We start from the raw sequence: 17,989 nt of genomic DNA, 5'->3' as shown, positions 1-17,989 counted from the left end.
TGTCGTACATTACTGCGCGTGCCTAAAACTGTTGGGTTCAATGCAAACAGTTTTCGTAATCCAGTGTCATGAACGATGGCGCAGCTGATTTATGCTTCCGTTACCAGGCTGTCACTGAGTCGTTCGATTCCTTTCCTATCAATGTTTTGTAAAAGCTTTTTAATGCTTTGTCCAGTCGGGAATGTGATATCCGGTGCAATATCGGCCAGGGGAATCAGTACAAAGTTGCGCCACGACATCTCACGATGCGGAACAGTAAGACGTTCAGACTCTATGGTTTCATCGCCATAAAGCAGAATATCCAGGTCCAGTACTCTTGCTCCCCACCGGATGGTGCGTACCCGCCCATGACTGTTTTCAATGGCCTGCAGGGCATCGAGTAACTCAATGGGGGTTAATGTCGTTTCAATGGCTGCGGTGGCATTGATGTAGTCTGGTTGTCCGGCAGGGCCAACGGGTTTGGTTTGATAATACGGGGAGACGGCCAGCAGCTTAGATTTCGGTAACTGTTCCAGGGCGGCGACAGCGCTGTGAAGTTGCTGCTCCGGCTCATCAAGGTTGCTGCCAAGAGCGATATAGGCTGTGACGGACATCGTGTGATACCTGTAACACATTCCTGCCAGCAGAGGGTGCCGGCAGGAATAAGAGTTCGATGTGGGAGATTACGCCGTGTTGCCCGGACGCTTGCGGGGACGTCGCCGGCGACGTTTGCGCTTGTTGCCAGGCACTGAGTGTAGCTGTTTCAGAAGTGCTTGGCGGTCATCGTCCTGTGACGAGGCCTGATAGTCTGTCCACCACTGTCCAGCATCACCAATGGTTTCGCCTGACTGTTCGCGCAGCAACAGGAAATCATAGGCGGCACGGAAACGTGGATGCGTGGCCAGTTCATCAACCCGGCGGGGCTGTCGGCGTTCAAGCCGGGACTGCATTTCCCAGATTTCCCGCATGGGAATGGTGAAACGCTTGGGAATAGCCGTGCGTCGGCATTGTTGGGAAATGACCTGAGTGGCGGCCTGTTGCAGGGCCGGTACCGGAGGCATGCCTTCGTTCTGATAGCGATCACGCAGGCGGATCAATGCCGGCCATAGCATCGCTGCGAAGAAAAATGCAGGGGTGACCGGTTTGTCTTCCTGGATGCGGAGATCGGTGTTGTGCAAAGCATTGATGATGATTTGCTCCGATTCCGGTGCTTCCTTCAGGCTGGCTTGCGTGGCCGGGAACAATGACTCAAACAGGTGGTAATCCTGCAGCAGGTAATAGGTGCTTTCTGCATGGCCTGACAAAAACAACTTCAACACTTCATCAAACAGCCTGGCAGCGGGAATGTCTTTCAGCAGATGAGCCAGCGTTGCAATGGGGGCGGTCGTGTTGTCGGCGATATGGAAATCCAGCTTGGCGGCAAAACGGATCGCACGCAGCATGCGAACCGGATCTTCACGGTAACGGGTTTCCGGATCACCAATCAGCCGGATGACCCTGTTGTGAATATCCTGCACACCACCACAGTAGTCATGAATGCTGAAGTCGGTGGTTGTGTAATAAAGCGAATTCATGGTGAAGTCACGGCGGATGGCGTCATCCTCAATGGTGCCGTAGACGTTATCCCGCAGAATCCTGCCTTTCTGGGAATGGTGGGAGATGGAACTGTCGTGTTCATCATCTTCCGCACGGTGACTTGCCCGGAACGTGGCCACCTCAATGACCTCACGGCCAAAGACAACATGGATCAATTTGAACCGGCGCCCAATGATACGGGAATTCCGGAATAGTCCCCTGACTTCCTCTGGCGTTGCGCTGGTCGCGATATCGAAATCCTTGGGATGCAGGTCCAGCATCAGATCTCGGATACAGCCACCCACCAGATAGGCCTGATAGCCATGGCTGTTCAGTCGGTGCAGTACCTTGAGGGCGTTATCGCTGATATGTCTGCGGGAGATCGTATGCTGATCCCGGGGCAGGATGCTGAGTGTCGGTACCGGCGCCTGAGGTTGGGTATCGCTTTGTTTGCCGGTGACGTAGCTGAACAAGCGATGGATGAATCCGGATCGCTTGCCTGTCATGATTTCTGGGTATTCCTGTGTACTGCCATGGGGTGACTAATATTCATCGTGAAATCGAAAGCGGCATTTTATCATTCACCCGCAAGCATAGACAGTCTCTATCGTTATGGCGGGTAACCATAGAGTCCGGGCAGAACTAGCCGGAAAGATAGAGCCAGAAAACCATATCGCCGGGGCATTGTTCCCCCAGGGCATCTATAACTACATCACTGGCACGGGTTTCCTGCATGCTTTCGATCCACGCCTCATCATCCAGCCGGCCTTCAAAATACCAGGCCGGGTAGGAGTGAAGTTTCTTGTCATAGTAGGCCAAGGGGAACTGGATTTGCCGGGGAAGCTGGGGCAGATTCTGGTGGAATGCCGTCACGCACTGTTTGACAATGTCCTCACTGCGCCGGTTGCGTTTGTTGATATAGATGGAGCTTTCTTCCCGGTATTCATCATTATAAGGTTCCATGAGTTCCAGGAAACGTTCATCAATGCAGTCTTCATATGACATACTGAGCGGTCCTTCGCCATACCCCATGACCTGACAGGCCAGCTCGGCTTTCTTACGGGTCTTGACACTCATGTTGTCATACCAGGGGGCATTCTTGCCCAGCTCATCCTGCGCGGTGACCAGACTCACAAAGTAGAGGTTTTCAGCCGGTGTGAAGCAGTTGGCATCGCCGGTTTGGCGAAGGGGAATGCGAAGGTCTATGTTCGGATTGTTGTTGATATCGCGCTGCCGCTCCAAGCGACGGCGTTCACAGTAACTCTGAGAGTCATTGTAAGCAGGCGCGGTTGCCGGTTGCATGGCGAGTTGGTATGGATTTGCTGTCAGCGAAGTATCCGGTAACAGCAAGAGTGCCACAAATGAAAATAAGGTAAACGCGTTGCTTGAGACAGATTGTTGAATAGTCATGCTCGTCCCTGCCTGATACTTCCACCTGACTCCGTGGGGAAGTGTGCTACTCGATAGAATTGTTGTTTATCTGCTTATAATAGCGCCATGTTGCGTGCAATTATAGCAACGATGGATTTTGCCGAGCGGGATAGCAAACAGGCAGATATTAATAACAAACTTATGCCTGCCAACGTTGTTCACTATCCGCTCCTCTAAGCACATTTAACCGGCTGATTTTTTTCGAGGAATGCCCAGGCGTTGCCGCCGTTCCCAGAGACATTTACGACTGATGCCTAGTTTCTGGGCCAGTTCGGTTTCAGTCATTTGCTCCTGATGTTCCAGGACAAAACGCTGGAAATAGTCTTCAAGGGAGAGTTCATCAGGATTATCGTCATCGCTGTCGCCGGCAGGTCGATTCGACGGTAGTCGAGTGTTGGTATCGATACCGAGAAGATCAGGCGTAATCATCTCATCGTCACATAGGATAACCGCGCGTTCCATGGCATTTTCGAGTTCACGGACATTGCCGGGCCATGGATAACTGCTGATCGTGGCCAAGTTTTCTGGTGTGAACAGTTTTTTCTCAATCCCCATACGTTCGCAGGTGCGAGTCAGCAGGGCTTCTGCGATCAGGATGACATCCTGACCCCGATCGCGTAGCGGCGGGAGGTGAAGCTCGACGACATTGAGCCGATAATAAAGGTCTTCCCGGAATAATCCCTCGCGAGACAGTTGCTTGAGGTTGCGGTGAGTGGCAGCAATCAGTCGAACATCGACTTTTTGCGATTGCACGGATCCTACACGACGAATCTCGCCTTCTTGCAACACACGCAGCAGGCGGGCTTGTGCCTCCAGTGGCAGCTCACCGATTTCATCCAGAAACAGCGTGCCTCTATCGGCAGCTTCTACCAGACCATTTCTGGCGGCTGTCGCGCCAGTGAAGGCGCCTTTTTCATGGCCGAACAGTTCGGACTCGATCAGGGTTTCCGGAATGGCGGCGCAGTTGACGGAAATCATCGGTGCATCCCGGCGCTGGCTGTTCTCGTGGAGAGCGCGTGCAACCAGCTCCTTTCCGGTACCCGATTCGCCCTGGATTAAAACGGTTGCATTCGTTGGTGATACTTTACTGATGCGACGGAAAAGATCCTGCATCGCCTCAGACTCACCAATAATCCCGGTATCAATATTTCCGGTAGTCGTGGTGGGGGCAGGTTGGCTGGCGGTATCTTCGGTCTTCTCGCGCGACCGGCTAATAATCGTAGTGACCGACTGCACCATCTCGTCATGATCAAAGGGCTTGGCAATATAGTCGACAGCACCCATCTTCATCGAGTCTACCGCAGAACGCAGACTCGCATAGCTGGTCATGATGAGCACCGGGGTTTTGCTGGCCAGGCGAATCATTTCTGTTCCCGGTTCTCCCGGCAAGCGCAGATCGGAAATGATCAGCGCAAAGCTGTTGAGGTCGTGCTGACGGGCATCAGACACGGATTCTGCTTCAGTCACTGTATAGCCGTTGCGGGTTAACAGACGACGCAGAGAGGAACGTATGACGGCCTCGTCTTCGACAACCAGTATGTGATCCTGATGCATTCTCCGACCTCGACTGTTATTAGACTGCTTCCATATCCCGGTGAGCCGATGCAGGCTTCAGTGTCGTTTGATTCAAATCCGCCATATGCCGTGGCAGGCTGATACTGAACCGGGTGCCTCGATGGGTTTGTTCATCGACCGGTGACTGGATGGTGATTGTACCAAAATGTTCTTCAATAATGCTGTAGACAAGCGCGAGTCCTAACCCTGTGCCTTTTCCGGCTTCCTTGGTGGTAAAGAAGGGTTCGAACAGACGGTCGCGAATGTGTTCCGGAATACCTGATCCATTGTCAGTGATCTCCAGGGTGATGGAATGTTCCCAGGCGATCGTATTGATGGTGACAATGGCATTTTCCGGTGACGCATCACGGGCATTGCTCAGAAGGTTGATGATTACCTGGGTAAGCTTCTGAGGGTCGCCGGTGACGAGCAGGTCAGGGTTGCAGTTGTTCACAAAGCGTATCCCCCGATTGTCCTTGCGCAGTGACAATAGCGAGGTCGCTTCATTACTGCATTGGTACAGGCTGACCGGTTCGATCGTCAGGCTTTCCGAGGTTTGACCGCTGTGTGCAAAGTTAATCAGGGAATGCAGAATCCGGCTGATACGCTTGGTCTGGTCAAGTATCTGTTCAGCGACTTCGCGGGTATCCTGATCATCGGATAGTGTCCTCAGTTCCTGGGCGAGACAGTCGACACCGGTTAAAGGATTGCCGATCTCATGGGCAACACCGGCAGCCAGTCTGCCTATAGACGCCAGCCGTTCACTGTGAATCAGTTTAGCTTCCAGCATCTGGGTATCCGTCAGGTCTTCCAGCAGAATCACCAGACCCTGGTCGGTTTCGGCTTTGGATTCACTGATGGTTGCCTTGTGGAGATTGAACCAGTGGGGGTGTCCCGAAATGGTCAGCTTTTGTTTGTGCTGGTGGCGCGAGCTGTCGTCAACAAATGTGCTCAGCAGGGAACGCCAGGGTTCATCAATGCTATCGAGTCGGGAGCCAACTGTGTTGTTGCCGGATATGCCTGTCGTATGTTCCATGGCACGGTTCCACATCAGGATTTCACCATCACGACCGAGGGAACAGACAGCCATGGGCAGGTTTTGTAATGTCCTGCGGTGATAACGACGCAGGCTATCCAGCTCTGCTGCCAAGCCGGTTAAACGGTAGTGGTAGTCTTCAAGGCGGTTTTCAATGAAATTGATATCTTCTGTGATATAGGCGTCTGCCTGTTCTTCGTAGGGTAACCAGCGATTGAGGATTTCCTGTGCCACACTGGGACCCATTAGCCCGGACAAATTAGCTTCAAGACGGTCTCGCAAACGACGAAGTGCATACGGGCGACGTTCATTGATGGACATTTTCAGGTCATTTAACGCCTGGGCAACTTCACGTTGAGCCGTATACGTACCAAGTGGCTGTGACAATCTTTCCTGAAATTCTTTAGGCGATGTGGCGGAGACTGTTCTGCGACTGGGTCTGTCGAGGATTTGTACGGAACAGGCTTCGGCCGCATTCTCTTCTTCCCGTGAAATAGGGGAACTCATTGATACCAGAATAAACACAAGGATATTGGCCGCCAGAGATGTCAGTGTCGCCCAATGCCATGTGTTGCTAGTAAGCGAAATCTGAATCCAGTAGAGGTCAATGGCATCCAGGTTACCTGTCAATGGGATCAGCATCGTGACAAACCACACGGTCATGCCTGTCACCAAACCACAGATAAAACCTTTCCGGTTTGCCTGTGGCCAGTACAGCGTTGCCAGTACACCAGGTAGGAACTGCAGGGTTGCGACAAAGGCGACAATCGCCAGATTCGTCAGATCTTGCTGTGCTTTCAGTAATCGGTAGAAACCATAACTGGTGAGAATGATGGCGGCAATCAGCAGGCGCTTGGTCCACTTAAGCCAGCGATAAATGTTGATGCTGGTGGGGGGCTGATAAACCGGCAGTACCAGATGGTTCATGATCATGGCGGATAGCGCCAGTGTTGTGACAATCGTCAATCCACTCGCTGCAGACATGCCGCCGACGTAAGCAATAATGCTAAGCGCAGGCGACTCCATGGCAAGCCCAATTCCCAGAATGAAATATTCTGGGACTGCTGACGTCTCCAGTCGTAGGCCTCCCCAGAGAATCAGTGGAGCAGAAATACTCATAACCAGAAGAAACAGTGGTAAGCCCCAGCTGGCCGCATTCAAGTGACGGGGATTAAGGTTCTCATTGAATGCCATATGAAACATGTGGGGCATGACGATGGCAGAGGCAAAGAACATCAGCAGCAGGGTACGCCAGGGGCCATCCTGCAGGGGCGCGTGTAAAGACGTCAGTACTTCGGCATTGATATCCAGCCATTGTTGCAGCCCCTGGGGACCATCAAACACCTCAAATAATATGACCCCGCCTATTATCAGCATGGCCACGAGCTTGATAACGGATTCCATGGCTATTGCGAAGACCAGACCGTGGTGTTTTTCCCGGGTGGCAATATGTCGGGTGCCGAATGCCATGGCAAATAACATGATGATCAGGCAAAAACCGAAGGCCAGGCGATCCTGGGAGGACTCCATGGTCATGATATGGATAGTGTCGGCGACCGCCTGGATCTGCAGTGCGAGCAAAGGCAGTGCTGCCAGTAACATGAAAATGGTGGTCAGTGTACCTGCCCAGGTGCTGCGAAAGCGGAAGGCAAAAATATCGGCCAGTGAGCCCAGCTGATAGGTTCGGGTAATGCGCAGAATCGGTGACAGCAAAACAGGAGCCAGCAGATAAGCGCCGCATATGCCGAGGTAGTAAGCGAGGAAAACAAAGCCGAATTGATGTGCCAGTCCGATTGTGCCAAAGAATGCCCAGGCACCGGCGTATACCCCCAGTGACAACACATACGTCAACGGGTGGGCAATGAATCGCTCGGGAATCCAGCCTTTTTCGGTTACCCAGGCACAGCCAAACAGGAATAGCAGATAGGCGATACTGATGCCCGTCAGCTGGCTCAGGTCAAAACTCATCCTGCCCCCTTCTGGTCTGCAGCAGGAAGCCCGCAACGATGAGAATGAGCCAGAGTATCCAGGGACGGTACCAGCCCTCAGCAGACTCAATCCACCACTGCATGATGGCGGGTGAAAAGAGATAAATGCCAATTACGAGTAAGAGTACCAGCCGGTGGAGATACATAACCTGCCATGAGACCTGACTGCCTGTAATGAAAGCTCATGGTAAACGGGTGAACCGCAAAGGGAAAGGCGCAACTAGAGGCTATCGAAGATTTTGCAGCGGACAGTGTTAGCGTATGACCCGGGACATTCTTAATAACTGTGAACCAATGAGAAAACCACTGGCGCGGGTTGCCTTGAGATTGACAACCAGCCTGATTCTTTCCTTGCTTTCATTCAGTTCGAACATGCCGCCGTTTGATGCAAATGCGGGAATGTCGCTGACGGTCAGAACTGGCTGTGTGGACAGTAGTCGGATAAGCTCATGAAACTGGTGAGCCGCTGAGTTATTAATAAACGCCAGATGACATAAATCGGTTTTATTTAATGCTTCGTAGTAGATGACGTGTACTTGCTTGCCTGAGAGTTTCTTGCCGCTGAGCGCTTTTAGCTCACGGTTGATCGGCCCCTTTCCAACCATGCAGACTCTTAGCGTGTTATTGGTGAGGGTTTGTGCTGGCCACTGGACATACTTGAGTGCTTTCAGAAGTATGACGGCTTTCAATTGACTACTGTCGTTAGTTTCTGCGCTAGCAACGTGGCTGAACAGGCAGGCTGATAGCAAGGTGGTCAGAGCCATCATCCGTGTAAAAGGTTTTGGGTTGTTCCGAGGATTGATCATCATAGTTACCCTCAGAAATCCCAACTGATTTTGCCATAGATACTTCTGGGAACTTCCGTTGTTATCTGGCCTGAGAGTACATCCACGAATTCAGGTTGGCTGCTATCCAACAGATTCTGGCCAGTGATTGAGAGTTCCATGTTGCCAAAGCGTTTTGCAATACGCACGTCCATTGTTGTCAGCGATGGCAGGCTGATGTCAGGCGCAGACAGACTGTCGCTGTAACGCACCCAGATATCCAGTTCAACGCCATGTGGCAGGTTGTGTCGGCTCATCAGGCTGAGGCTATTCTGGGCACTGGTTTCCTCCTGGGTTTTCTCACTGTTTTTGGCGATGGCATCCGAGCGGTTGGCCTGCATGTCCTGTTGCAGATGGCTATAGGCGACTTTTAACAGCCAGTTCTGCCGGACTTTCCAGTCCATGCTGAGCTCCAGGCCATAGGCATAGCCATCCAGCAGGTTCTCCAGCGTTGTTCGTTCACAGGTCGGTAAGGCAACAGCCGGTTGGCTGGCCGTGAGGAAGTCTGTACAGGCGCCCATATCGACTTGGCCGCTGAGACCGTCAAAACGGTTTAAAAAGAGCGTGCTGTCTATCGACAGCGTCTCATTAAATTGTCGCTTATACCCCACTTCCAGGGCGATGAGTCTTTCAGAGTCCAGTGATTGATTGCGGTTGTATTGGCGGCCAGGGTTGATGATATCAATACCGGTCTCCGCCATGGTGGGAGTTCTTACAGCTTTGGACAGGGCTGCCCAGAAGGACTGAAACGCATCGGGCGTATAAAGCAGGCGTGCGTTGGGTTGTAGTTCATAGCCTGTGATGTCGTTATGCTCAATTCGTCCGCTGAGCGTCAGGTGCCATTTCGCTGGAACCAGGGTGAACTCGCCCTGTATGTAGGCACTGTACAGCTCAGTGTTCCAGTGATTGGGCGTGACCACCATGCTGTCGTATTCACTGATGTAATGGCTTTGGAAATCATCATCCACATAGCGATAGCCCAACCCCCAGATGATGCTGGTGGCGCTGGACAGATCAAAGCTGTACTGGAAATCGACGTCCCAGCTATTACGATCCTCATCCAGGACATAACTGTCGGCTTCGTACCGGTCATACCAGAACTGCAGCACCGCTTCGGAGTTACCTTCGAGGGTGCGCGTCCAGCGCCAGTGCGTGTTTCCGCCAAACTGTCGGGTATCAAAGGGATGAAATACCGGCAGGGTAATGAAACTATTTACGATGCCACTGTCGAAGGCTGTAGCAGGCACATAGGTTTCGCCCCGGTAGATATCGCCTTTAAACATAAAGGTGTCCAGGGCGCCCTTATCCCAATCAACCCGAAAGCCCGCCTGCTTCATTCGACGATTGTCTTCTGCACTGGCATTCAGATACTGCTCACGGGCGGCCAGGGTGCTCCCTAAGTCATCCTGTGCACCTTGCTCAAACTGTTTAACATAAGCACGATAAGAGATGTCATCGCCAATTTGGCCGCCATGGCGAATAGCACCGAATCCTTTTTCAAGGTCACCGGCACCCAGTTCTGCGTACGTTCCCTGAGTGACCCGCGCGCTGCGGGTAATAATATTAATGACGCCGTTAACAGAATTTGCCCCCCATAAAGCGGCGCCAGGTCCACGAATCACTTCAATGCGTTCGATATCCGCTAGCAGCATGTCCTGGTTTTCCCAGTGAACACCGCCAATGAACGGGCTGTAAATGGAGCGGCCATCAATCAATATCAGGATCTTGTTGGAGAAAATGCTACTGTTTCCTCGGGCACTGACAGACCAGGTATGATTGTTGAGTTTGTAAACCTGAAGCCCGGGCGCCATGCGAAGGATATCGGGTATGGAACGTGCGCCACTCCGGCGGATATCTTCCTGGGTGATGGAGTAAACGGCGGCGGGCGCGGCAAGAATGGATTGTGATTTTCTTGAAACTGACGTGACTTCTGAAGCAACCAGCTGTTCCAGATTCATATCCAGTAGTTGATCAGTGTCGTTTCCACGGGTAATCCCCGTGAAACTGATCATGAATAGAAAAAGGATGATCCACAGCGATCGTACTGTCATTGGCTGCCTAGTCCTTGGCAAGTTTATTTCGATTCATAATAAAACTTAGTACAACGTTCGTGAAACGCAATAAGACAGTTTTATGAAACGTAGTGCAGGAAACGTTGCACGTTAATGCTGGGGAACACTGGGTAGGCTGAGTTCCAGAATGGACAGGATTTGTGGCAGCTTTGTAGACGACCAATGACATATAGCATGTGTCAGAATGGTTTCAGGATCTGACTGCAACATGGCATCATCAACAGGAATGTGAAGTACGTGCAGTGCCTTCAGCAGCATGGGAACCGGATTGTCCAAAGGCAAGGCTGGCGCCAGGTTCTGTTTACTGAGTTTGCTGCCGTCAGGATTGATGATGACAGGAATATGCGCGTAAACCGGTGTGGGCACATTCAGGTGACGTTGCAGGCAAATCTGTCGTGGTGTTGAGTCGAGTAAGTCAGATCCACGCACAATATGCGTGATGCCCTGGCACGCATCATCGACAGTCACTGCCAGCTGGTAGGCAAACAGTTGGTCTTTCCGGAAAATGATGAAGTCACCCAGCGCAGTCATATCAAATCGCTGTTCGCCTTGTATCTCATCGTTGAAGGTTATGATGTCATCGCGACAATTCAGGCGAATAGCAAAGGGCGTGTCCGGATCATCTGTACGTTTGCGACAAGTGCCCGGGTAAATGTTGTGGTATTCGGCCAGTTCTTTTCTGGAACAGGTGCAGGGGTAGGCAACGCCCTGTTGGCGTAGCTGGTTGATTGCTTCACGATAAGTGTCATAACGGTCATGCTGCCAGACCAATTTACCGTCCCAGGTCAAACCATACACTTCCAGCGCTTTTAATATCGCGGCACTGGAACCGGGGACTTCCCTGGGAGGGTCAATATCTTCAATACGAACATACCATTCACCCGCATGGGCTTTGGCGTCCAGATAGCTGGCAAGTGCTGCGACAAGGGACCCGAAGTGTAGAGGGCCGGTAGGCGAGGGGGCGAAACGCCCCCGGTAGAGAGGAGCTGCCATACAGTGGGATATCAGGATCCCAGCTGGCGCTCTTTGATTTCTGCAAGGGTTTTGCAGTCAATACACAGGGTGGCAGTTGGCCGCGCTTCCAAACGACGGATGCCGATTTCGACACCGCAGGAATCGCAGAAGCCATAGTCGCCGTCTTCGATAAGCTGAAGTGTTTGATCAATCTTCTTGATCAGTTTCCGCTCACGATCACGTGTGCGTAGTTCCAGACTAAACTCTTCTTCCTGGCTTGCGCGATCCGCAGGATCCGGGAAGTTGGCGGCTTCGTCTTTCATGTGGGTGACCGTCCGGTCAACCTCTTCCATTAGCTCCTGCTTCCATTGCTGGAGGATTTTGGTGAAGTGCTCGAGCTGTGCATCGCACATGTACTCTTCACCCTTCTTCTCCTGGTAAGGCGAGAAGTTTTTCAGCAGGTTGCCTGTCTCTGGCTTGTTCTGTGCTGACATGGTTTCAGCCCCGTTTCTCTCCAAGTCATCATCCTGAAGGAGGCAAAGCCCCCCGAGTAGGCCGCTCTGTGGTAAATACCTGTTGGCAGCTTCTCAAGGAGCGGAAAGCTACCAGAACATTTCTAAGGATGCTACAAGAAAATGTTTCAGGTCACGTAAAACTTTTCCATTCTAATTAGACTTTAGCCAGATGGAAATGCGTACCAATAGATAGAACAAAGTAATTTTTAATAAATAAAATATTTTTAATTACTTATAAGTCTTTTGACATCATAGCAATTTATGGCTGATTAATTCCAATTCTGTCAATTCGGGCTGTTTTTATGGAATAGAGGTGTCATGGATTTCGCTATAAACTGTCAGTTCGTTCTATCGCCTGAAACCTATTTTGTTGCCATCAGAGAGGGGTTCCGTGCAGTTTGATCCGCCGTTGTCAGAAGCCAGACTGATCCGTCGTTACAAGCGCTTTATGGCTGATGTTGTTCTGCCCGATGGCTCAGAGATAACCCTGCATTGCCCGAATACGGGGTCAATGAAACATTGCCAGCCTGAAGGCGCCCGGGTCTGGTATTCGGATTCCGGCAATCCCAAACGGAAATACCCCTGCACCTGGGAGCTGGTGGAAGTACCCTTTACCCAGAAGGGTGAAACCGGGTATGCGGTTGCTGGTATTAACACGGGACGTGCCAATGCGCTGGTGCGTGAGGCGATTGAACAGGGTGTCATTCCCTCATTGAACGGTTATGGCAGTATCCGTCAGGAAGTGAAATACGGTGATGAGAACAGCCGTATTGATCTACTGCTATCCGGGGAAGGTCAACCTGACTGTTATGTTGAAGTAAAGAATGTGACGCTCGCTATGGGCGACGGTCTCGGACTTTTTCCTGATGCCGTGACCTCACGCGGAACAAAGCACCTCAGGGAACTCATGCGCGTGGTGGAATCCGGTGCAAGAGCCATGCTGGTTTTTTGCGTACAGCATTCAGGCATTCAGATTGTTGCGCCGGCCGATGATATTGATCCGTTATACGGTCAGGTATTGCGGGAGGCGATTGACGCCGGTGTTGAAGTTGTCGCCTGTGGTGGAACCCTTTCAGCTGAAAAGATTGCACTTGATCATTGTCTGGACGTGCGTGTGTGATGCAGGTGCCGGGCACGTACCCGGCACAGAAGGTTTTTACTGTTTCTTCAGCGTATTGATAAACGCCTGAGATTCTCTGATAGACGTCTGCATTTCTTGCAGCAGTTTGTCGATATCAGACTTGATACTACTGAATTCGCCTTTCAGCGCTGCAATGGCTCGCGCGTTGAGGTTGTGTTTCAGGTAAAGCACCTGATCATGCAGGGCATCCAGTACCGGTTGCATCCGTTTTTCGGCTTTCACCATGCTGGCCATCATCTGGTCATAACGACGACGAGTGTCCTTCAGTTTCCGGCTGCTTTCGGCACGCAGGCTTGCGCTGGAATACAGGCTGAGCTCATCTTCCCATTCATCGAACAGGGCGTCGGAGACGTCACGTACGCTGTTGATGCGTTCGCGTACTTTCTCAGCGGCTGAATAACTGCTTTCGTACTCGTCGTTCAAACGGTTGTAGACAGATTCCAGATCTCCGCCATCAAAGGCGACGACGCTGCGGAACTGATCCAGTGCCGACTGAAACTGCTCCTGAGCCTCCTGCTGGGATTTTTGGGTGTCCTCAATCCTGTCAACCATGATATCCCGTTTATGGAAGCCAACCTGCTCCATGGCCTTGTAATAGGTACTCTGGCAGCCAGACAACATGATGCCTGCCAGCAACAGGAACGACAGCTGTCGTAGTGCGGATGTTTTAATCATTATTGTTTCCCCGTTCGATCGCATCGATGACTTTTTCCGTGCGCTTGTCCGCCAGGTGGCTGTGAACGACAAACAGCGCATGTGCAGCACCCGGTATCCAGAAACACAGGGTCAGGATCAGGTTCAGTATTGCCTGAAAGGGTTTGCCACACAGCAGTACGGCAATGGGAGGAAGCAAAATAGCCAACAGGTAACGCATGATAATGTGCTCTCAGGTTGTTCGATCCGGTCAGTCTGGCAGGTACAGGGTATCGTCCCGGATGATATAGGAAACTTTGGTCAGATGGTCGCCTTCGCAGGGACCGACAACACATTCACCGGTTTCCATCAGGAACTGGGCACCGTGGGTAGCGCACTGGATCAGCCGTTTCTCATTATCCAGAAACTGATCCGGTTGCCACTCCAGGTTGATACTCATGTGTGGACAGCTGTTTTCGTAAAGGTAGATTTTACCGGCTTTCTTTACGGCAAAAAAATCGCCTTTGTCCGTAGTAAAGCCTTTACTGCCATTTTCGGGAATCGCATCCAGACGACAGAGTTTTATCATTTTGATCGCGCTGTGGAAAAACGGTGGTCTGCCATTCTAGCGCAAGAGGAGAACGGGCTGCACCGTTATCCGGTACAGCCGTAGAGAAAAGATCAGGCGGCCTGCTGGGCGGCGAGTTGAGCCAAAGCCTCGAAACGTTCCTGTTGTTCCGGAAGAATCTGCTTCTGATCATTACGGCTCAGGTATACCTTGAACACGCAGCGGCCGCTGTGGCTGAAGAACTGGACAGAACGGGTATCAACGCCATGGAACGGTTTGCTGACCAGGGCGATGAGGCTGATCGCATCTGGTCTCAAGTGGCCTTTCAGCGGCGTACGACGGTCACTCAGATTGTAATAACCGTACTTCATGCCCCCTTTGGGGAATGGCCCCTTCAGTTCAAAAATAGAGCCATCAACATCAATCACGGTAAGGATGTCGCCCCAGTCCTTGATGTCTTTCACAACGGTTTCGAACAAGGTGCCATCCAGCAGCGTGACCATGTCTTCAGGCAGATGACGGATCACCTCGATTTCATCAACAGCGAGCTCTGCAGCGATATCTGCAGGCAGTCGTTCAGGATTTTCAGATATCAGACGATGTATGTTGTCGCGGATGCTCATGCAGCAAGTTCCTCAAGCGGGCTGGATTCCAGGTAGTGGATCAGGCCCTGATTCATATTGATGTTCCAGAACTGGCCTGCCAGGGTCAGTTCCAGGAAGTCGCCCTTATACTCGGCCAGACCATTGTTGACCCAGGCATCAAACAGGGGCGCACAATGGGTCGCCACGTCATAACCCGTGGTGCGCTGTATGTGGTTCAGATCCAGCCAGCCGAGATCAAAACCACCACCGATTACATTGTGCAGTTGTCGCATGGGCTTCGGTGCGTTCATGGCCATGATCGGTTTTCGACCGGCGGCGATCATGCCGAAATAAGGTTCAAGGCTGCGGTGCATCATGATGCCGTGCCCGCCAATATTGCCTCCGGCACCGGAGCCGAAGGGGACGATCTCGGCACCTGCTTTCACACAGTGGTTGTAGATATTGCGTTCCCGGGTATCCCGAGCCCAGTGGCTGACGCTAACCCGATTGAAGTGATGCCTGCCCAGAATATCTAGGCCGGTCAGGAACATATCGGCTTTCATGGCGTTGCCCGCCGGTTCCGGCATGGAGCCTTTTTCGATGGACTTGGCCATGCGGCTGCTGCCGTGAAGTACCAGCTGGTAGAGGTCCGCACCATGTACGCCGCTGTTGATCAGCGTGTACAGGTCTTCCGCCCAGGTATCCAGCGTCTGATAGGGCAGGCCGAACAGGAGGTCTATGACCACAGAGGCCTGATCCAGGCTGACCAGATGATCAAGCCGCTCCAGCAACACCTCTCGAGGATCAATCCGGCTCATCTTGCGACGAATCTGGGTATTAAACGTCTGGGCACCGAGAGAAAACCGGTTAAACCCGGCTTCCATACAGGCGGTTGTTTTTTCATCGGTGAGTCCGCTGAAGCGGGACTCAAAGGTCATCTCGCAATCATTGGATAAGGGCAGATGCTGGCGAATAGCGTCTCCCAGTCGTGTGATTTGTTCCGGTGTCAGGTCGGTAGGCGTACCGCCGCCAAAATACACCGCGTGGATGGGGCTGGCCTGAATGCGGGGGCTGGTGGCGGTAATCTCGATTTCACGGATCAGTGCATCGACATATTGCTCGATCAGCCCCGGCTTGCTGGCGTTCTGGAAAAAGCCGCAATAAGAGCAATGTGTACGGCAGAACGGGATATGGAAATAGGCCAGACGTTTGCCGGTTTCGCCAGGTTCCGCTATGAGTCGTTGCCAGGTTGTGACCTGTTGCTCCGGTGTCAGTGGCTTAGGACGGTTGTTAACATGAGCCGAGGTTTTCCCACTGAACGCTAGTCGCAGCGGATCAGGGGTTGAGTAACCTGTCATCTCGGGTGACAGTGGGGTATTCATGGGCATAATCGAAAAGGACAGGTGGATGGATGATTATGCAAATGATAATGATTGGCATTAATTTTATTTTGATCCGTATCAATTCTGGTCAGTATTCTTATGACCGACGAGGCGCTGAGATGAATAGGTAGTATGTGTTTACTGATGTTACTTCCACTAACTAAGGAAGGTGCGAATAAGTCCACCTTCACCTTCGGTAACCCTTGGCATTACTGACACTGCTATTGGGAAAAGAGACTTATTCGCAGTTTCCCTAACGGCAGGGAGGAATGTTTTGGTGTCAACTGCGAGATTATGCAGTCCACTCCCCGGGACCCTATTGCGTGCGAACGGCCAATAAGATTTCAGAAGATGCCTGAGGCTTAAAACATTTTCTCGTTAACCATGGCTATTCAGAAACGAGTATCTGGTCTGTTAAAACTCCTTATCAGTACACTACGAGACGCTCATGTGTGTCCGCTGAGACTATTTATAATTTATAAAAAATAATTTTTGTTATCATACTTGAATACATTGTTAGCGATTTATTTTCATCTTCATGTCTTGATAGTGTAATTGTCATAAGGAATGCAAGATGAATCCAATTGCTTTAGTGAATGCTTGTGTGCCAAAAAAAGCACAAGAAAGCTCCCAGCTTGATGCACGTCAACGACTAGCTAATTATATGGCTTTAGGTCTGAATCATTCGGCTGCAATCACTGAGCTAGCGCGTGATATCATATCTTTCCAAATTAGCAAACGACAGGTGAAAGTTATTCGGCATATGTGGTCGGGTACCGATTTATCCAAGAATGCTTTTTCTGGTGTAACGATGGTGTCGCCTGATCACCGATGGTTAGTTTTTTCAGATGCTGAAAAAATCTACATCAAAAGTGTAGGATCGCCTGAATATGAGGAGGTAGTGAGTCTAGATCCACGTGCTGATTGTTTTTTTATTTCAGGAACGAAACAAATACTTGTTGTAAGAGAAAGAGATGAGCTAAAAGCTTACAAAACACTGACGGAGTGTATTCATAATATTGGTATCCCTAAAAAGAGTCTGGGTTTTCGTTTTTTGTTAGCGATAGATGAAAAAGATGATGCCTTGGTTTATTTGCTATTTCAGATGCTAAATAAAGTTGTATCCTGCTTTTATCCATTGGCGTTGGTTAAAGCGATAAAGGTAAAGAATGTTGGTGCTGTTGAATTGCTTCTTTCTGTAGTGGACGCTAAGACTATAATGTCGCGTAAAAACAACACTAGTCCTATAGAGATCGCGCTTAAAAATTTTGAATTTTCAATATTTAACGCTCTTCTGCTAAAAGTGTTGGCATGTCCATTCTATAAATCAGAGAAACATCAGGTGTTAGAGCATTTGCTTGCTAAGGCGCTTAGAGATGGTAATGTTCTTGCTGTCAAAATGTTGCTGAGCTTTGGAGTAGATCTGTCACAGGCTCACATGCTAGATAAGCCTTATGGAAGACTGTTTCCGTTAAATATTGCCGTTGAAAAAGGTAATTCCTGCATACTGGATATGTTACTGAATACTGGAATGGTCATTGCCAATGATCGTGAGTTATTCAGAATTGCAGTAAAGCATGGGCGCTGTGTTATGGTCAGTCAGCTCTTGATGGCGGGTGTGGATAGACGAGCTGTTGATGAAATCATGTACGATGCCCAATTGGCCTATTACATCCTTAAATCCCGCTTAACCTTGGGAATGTGAGCAAGCTGGCCGTACTTTTGGCAACAGAGTACAGTTTTTGCACAAAAC

General features: G+C 50.9%; 17 protein-coding genes. 2 read left to right on the top strand and 15 right to left on the bottom strand.

The features are described from left to right. Positions 1-89: 89 nt before the first annotated feature. The 10 genes from folK to dksA all read right to left on the bottom strand — a co-directional run bounded on the left by folK (position 90) and on the right by dksA (position 11,907). Positions 90-593 (bottom strand): 2-amino-4-hydroxy-6-hydroxymethyldihydropteridine diphosphokinase, encoded by a 504-nt coding sequence (gene folK / locus ABD892_RS07110; RefSeq protein WP_345194752.1) that lies wholly within the window; start codon positions 591-593, stop codon positions 90-92. 69 nt (positions 594-662) lie between these two features. Further along, positions 663-2,060 carry a polynucleotide adenylyltransferase PcnB gene (gene pcnB / locus ABD892_RS07105; protein WP_345194751.1) on the bottom strand — a complete coding sequence of 466 codons (1,398 nt, stop codon included), beginning with the start codon at positions 2,058-2,060 and terminating at the stop codon, positions 663-665. A 136-nt stretch (positions 2,061-2,196) separates the two neighbouring features. Next, positions 2,197-2,964 (bottom strand): hypothetical protein, encoded by a 768-nt coding sequence (locus tag ABD892_RS07100; RefSeq protein WP_345194750.1) that lies wholly within the window; start codon positions 2,962-2,964, stop codon positions 2,197-2,199. A 204-nt stretch (positions 2,965-3,168) separates the two neighbouring features. Further along, positions 3,169-4,539, bottom strand: a complete 1,371-nt coding sequence (locus ABD892_RS07095; RefSeq protein WP_345194749.1) for a sigma-54-dependent transcriptional regulator — start codon at positions 4,537-4,539, stop codon at positions 3,169-3,171. A 19-nt stretch (positions 4,540-4,558) separates the two neighbouring features. Beyond that, the gene (locus ABD892_RS07090; protein WP_345194748.1) at positions 4,559-7,543 is read right to left on the bottom strand and encodes an ATP-binding protein; all 2,985 of its coding nucleotides are present in this window, start codon (positions 7,541-7,543) and stop codon (positions 4,559-4,561) included. Further along, the gene (locus tag ABD892_RS07085; RefSeq protein WP_345194747.1) at positions 7,533-7,709 is read right to left on the bottom strand and encodes a hypothetical protein; all 177 of its coding nucleotides are present in this window, start codon (positions 7,707-7,709) and stop codon (positions 7,533-7,535) included. Before ABD892_RS07085 ends, ABD892_RS07090 begins: the two co-directional genes overlap by 11 nt. A 108-nt stretch (positions 7,710-7,817) precedes the next feature. Next, positions 7,818-8,372, bottom strand: coding sequence for a YfiR family protein (locus tag ABD892_RS07080; protein ID WP_345194746.1), 555 nt, complete (start codon positions 8,370-8,372; stop codon positions 7,818-7,820). Positions 8,373-8,380: 8 nt separating this feature from the next. Further along, positions 8,381-10,438 carry a TonB-dependent receptor plug domain-containing protein gene (locus ABD892_RS07075; RefSeq protein ID WP_345194745.1) on the bottom strand — a complete coding sequence of 686 codons (2,058 nt, stop codon included), beginning with the start codon at positions 10,436-10,438 and terminating at the stop codon, positions 8,381-8,383. A gap of 111 nt (positions 10,439-10,549) precedes the next feature. Then, positions 10,550-11,452 (bottom strand): tRNA glutamyl-Q(34) synthetase GluQRS, encoded by a 903-nt coding sequence (gluQRS, locus tag ABD892_RS07070; protein WP_345194744.1) that lies wholly within the window; start codon positions 11,450-11,452, stop codon positions 10,550-10,552. An 11-nt stretch (positions 11,453-11,463) separates the two neighbouring features. Then, positions 11,464-11,907 (bottom strand): RNA polymerase-binding protein DksA, encoded by a 444-nt coding sequence (gene dksA / locus ABD892_RS07065; RefSeq protein ID WP_345194743.1) that lies wholly within the window; start codon positions 11,905-11,907, stop codon positions 11,464-11,466. Between the two features lie 412 nt (positions 11,908-12,319). On the opposite strand from dksA, the gene sfsA reads away from it, so the two are divergent. Further along, complete coding sequence (sfsA, locus tag ABD892_RS07060) at positions 12,320-13,048, top strand: DNA/RNA nuclease SfsA (RefSeq protein WP_345194742.1); 729 nt, start codon at positions 12,320-12,322, stop codon at positions 13,046-13,048. 36 nt (positions 13,049-13,084) lie between these two features. Here the strand turns inward: sfsA and ABD892_RS07055 are convergent, their stop codons facing one another. The 5 genes from ABD892_RS07055 to hutW all read right to left on the bottom strand — a co-directional run bounded on the left by ABD892_RS07055 (position 13,085) and on the right by hutW (position 16,236). Then, positions 13,085-13,744 (bottom strand): DUF2959 domain-containing protein, encoded by a 660-nt coding sequence (locus ABD892_RS07055; protein ID WP_345194741.1) that lies wholly within the window; start codon positions 13,742-13,744, stop codon positions 13,085-13,087. Next, entirely contained in the window at positions 13,737-13,943 is a 207-nt protein-coding gene (locus tag ABD892_RS07050) for a YqaE/Pmp3 family membrane protein (RefSeq protein ID WP_345194740.1), read from the bottom strand. Before ABD892_RS07050 ends, ABD892_RS07055 begins: the two co-directional genes overlap by 8 nt. A 30-nt stretch (positions 13,944-13,973) precedes the next feature. Further along, complete coding sequence (locus ABD892_RS07045; protein ID WP_345194739.1) at positions 13,974-14,291, bottom strand: Rieske (2Fe-2S) protein; 318 nt, start codon at positions 14,289-14,291, stop codon at positions 13,974-13,976. Between the two features lie 92 nt (positions 14,292-14,383). Beyond that, positions 14,384-14,893, bottom strand: a complete 510-nt coding sequence (gene hutX, locus ABD892_RS07040) for a heme utilization cystosolic carrier protein HutX (protein WP_345194738.1) — start codon at positions 14,891-14,893, stop codon at positions 14,384-14,386. Then, positions 14,890-16,236 (bottom strand): heme anaerobic degradation radical SAM methyltransferase ChuW/HutW, encoded by a 1,347-nt coding sequence (gene hutW / locus ABD892_RS07035; protein WP_345194737.1) that lies wholly within the window; start codon positions 16,234-16,236, stop codon positions 14,890-14,892. The genes hutX and hutW overlap by 4 nt, the downstream gene beginning before the upstream one ends. 574 nt (positions 16,237-16,810) lie before the next feature. Here hutW and ABD892_RS07030 point away from each other — a divergent pair. Then, the gene (locus tag ABD892_RS07030; protein WP_345194736.1) at positions 16,811-17,941 is read left to right on the top strand and encodes an ankyrin repeat domain-containing protein; all 1,131 of its coding nucleotides are present in this window, start codon (positions 16,811-16,813) and stop codon (positions 17,939-17,941) included. Positions 17,942-17,989: the final 48 nt, after the last annotated feature.

Origin of the sequence: Kistimonas scapharcae (assembly GCF_039540975.1) — a bacterium.
In the GTDB taxonomy this organism is placed as follows: domain Bacteria; phylum Pseudomonadota; class Gammaproteobacteria; order Pseudomonadales; family Endozoicomonadaceae; genus Kistimonas; species Kistimonas scapharcae.
This window is presented reverse-complemented; position numbering and strand designations above follow the sequence as displayed.

Excerpts from the sequence above, each read along its gene's own strand:
- pcnB (WP_345194751.1), bottom strand. The coding sequence starts at position 2,060 with ATGACAGGCAAGCGATCCGGATTCATCCATCGCTTGTTCAGCTACGTC.
- ABD892_RS07050 (WP_345194740.1), bottom strand. The coding sequence starts at position 13,943 with ATGCGTTACCTGTTGGCTATTTTGCTTCCTCCCATTGCCGTACTGCTG.
- folK (WP_345194752.1), bottom strand. The coding sequence starts at position 593 with ATGTCCGTCACAGCCTATATCGCTCTTGGCAGCAACCTTGATGAGCCG.
- hutX (WP_345194738.1), bottom strand. The coding sequence starts at position 14,893 with ATGAGCATCCGCGACAACATACATCGTCTGATATCTGAAAATCCTGAA.
- ABD892_RS07095 (WP_345194749.1), bottom strand. The coding sequence starts at position 4,539 with ATGCATCAGGATCACATACTGGTTGTCGAAGACGAGGCCGTCATACGT.
- gluQRS (WP_345194744.1), bottom strand. The coding sequence starts at position 11,452 with ATGGCAGCTCCTCTCTACCGGGGGCGTTTCGCCCCCTCGCCTACCGGC.
- ABD892_RS07085 (WP_345194747.1), bottom strand. The coding sequence starts at position 7,709 with ATGTATCTCCACCGGCTGGTACTCTTACTCGTAATTGGCATTTATCTC.
- ABD892_RS07090 (WP_345194748.1), bottom strand. The coding sequence starts at position 7,543 with ATGAGTTTTGACCTGAGCCAGCTGACGGGCATCAGTATCGCCTATCTG.
- ABD892_RS07075 (WP_345194745.1), bottom strand. The coding sequence starts at position 10,438 with ATGACAGTACGATCGCTGTGGATCATCCTTTTTCTATTCATGATCAGT.
- dksA (WP_345194743.1), bottom strand. The coding sequence starts at position 11,907 with ATGTCAGCACAGAACAAGCCAGAGACAGGCAACCTGCTGAAAAACTTC.
- ABD892_RS07055 (WP_345194741.1), bottom strand. The coding sequence starts at position 13,744 with ATGATTAAAACATCCGCACTACGACAGCTGTCGTTCCTGTTGCTGGCA.
- ABD892_RS07080 (WP_345194746.1), bottom strand. The coding sequence starts at position 8,372 with ATGATGATCAATCCTCGGAACAACCCAAAACCTTTTACACGGATGATG.
- ABD892_RS07030 (WP_345194736.1), top strand. The coding sequence starts at position 16,811 with ATGAATCCAATTGCTTTAGTGAATGCTTGTGTGCCAAAAAAAGCACAA.
- ABD892_RS07045 (WP_345194739.1), bottom strand. The coding sequence starts at position 14,291 with ATGATAAAACTCTGTCGTCTGGATGCGATTCCCGAAAATGGCAGTAAA.
- hutW (WP_345194737.1), bottom strand. The coding sequence starts at position 16,236 with ATGAATACCCCACTGTCACCCGAGATGACAGGTTACTCAACCCCTGAT.
- ABD892_RS07100 (WP_345194750.1), bottom strand. The coding sequence starts at position 2,964 with ATGACTATTCAACAATCTGTCTCAAGCAACGCGTTTACCTTATTTTCA.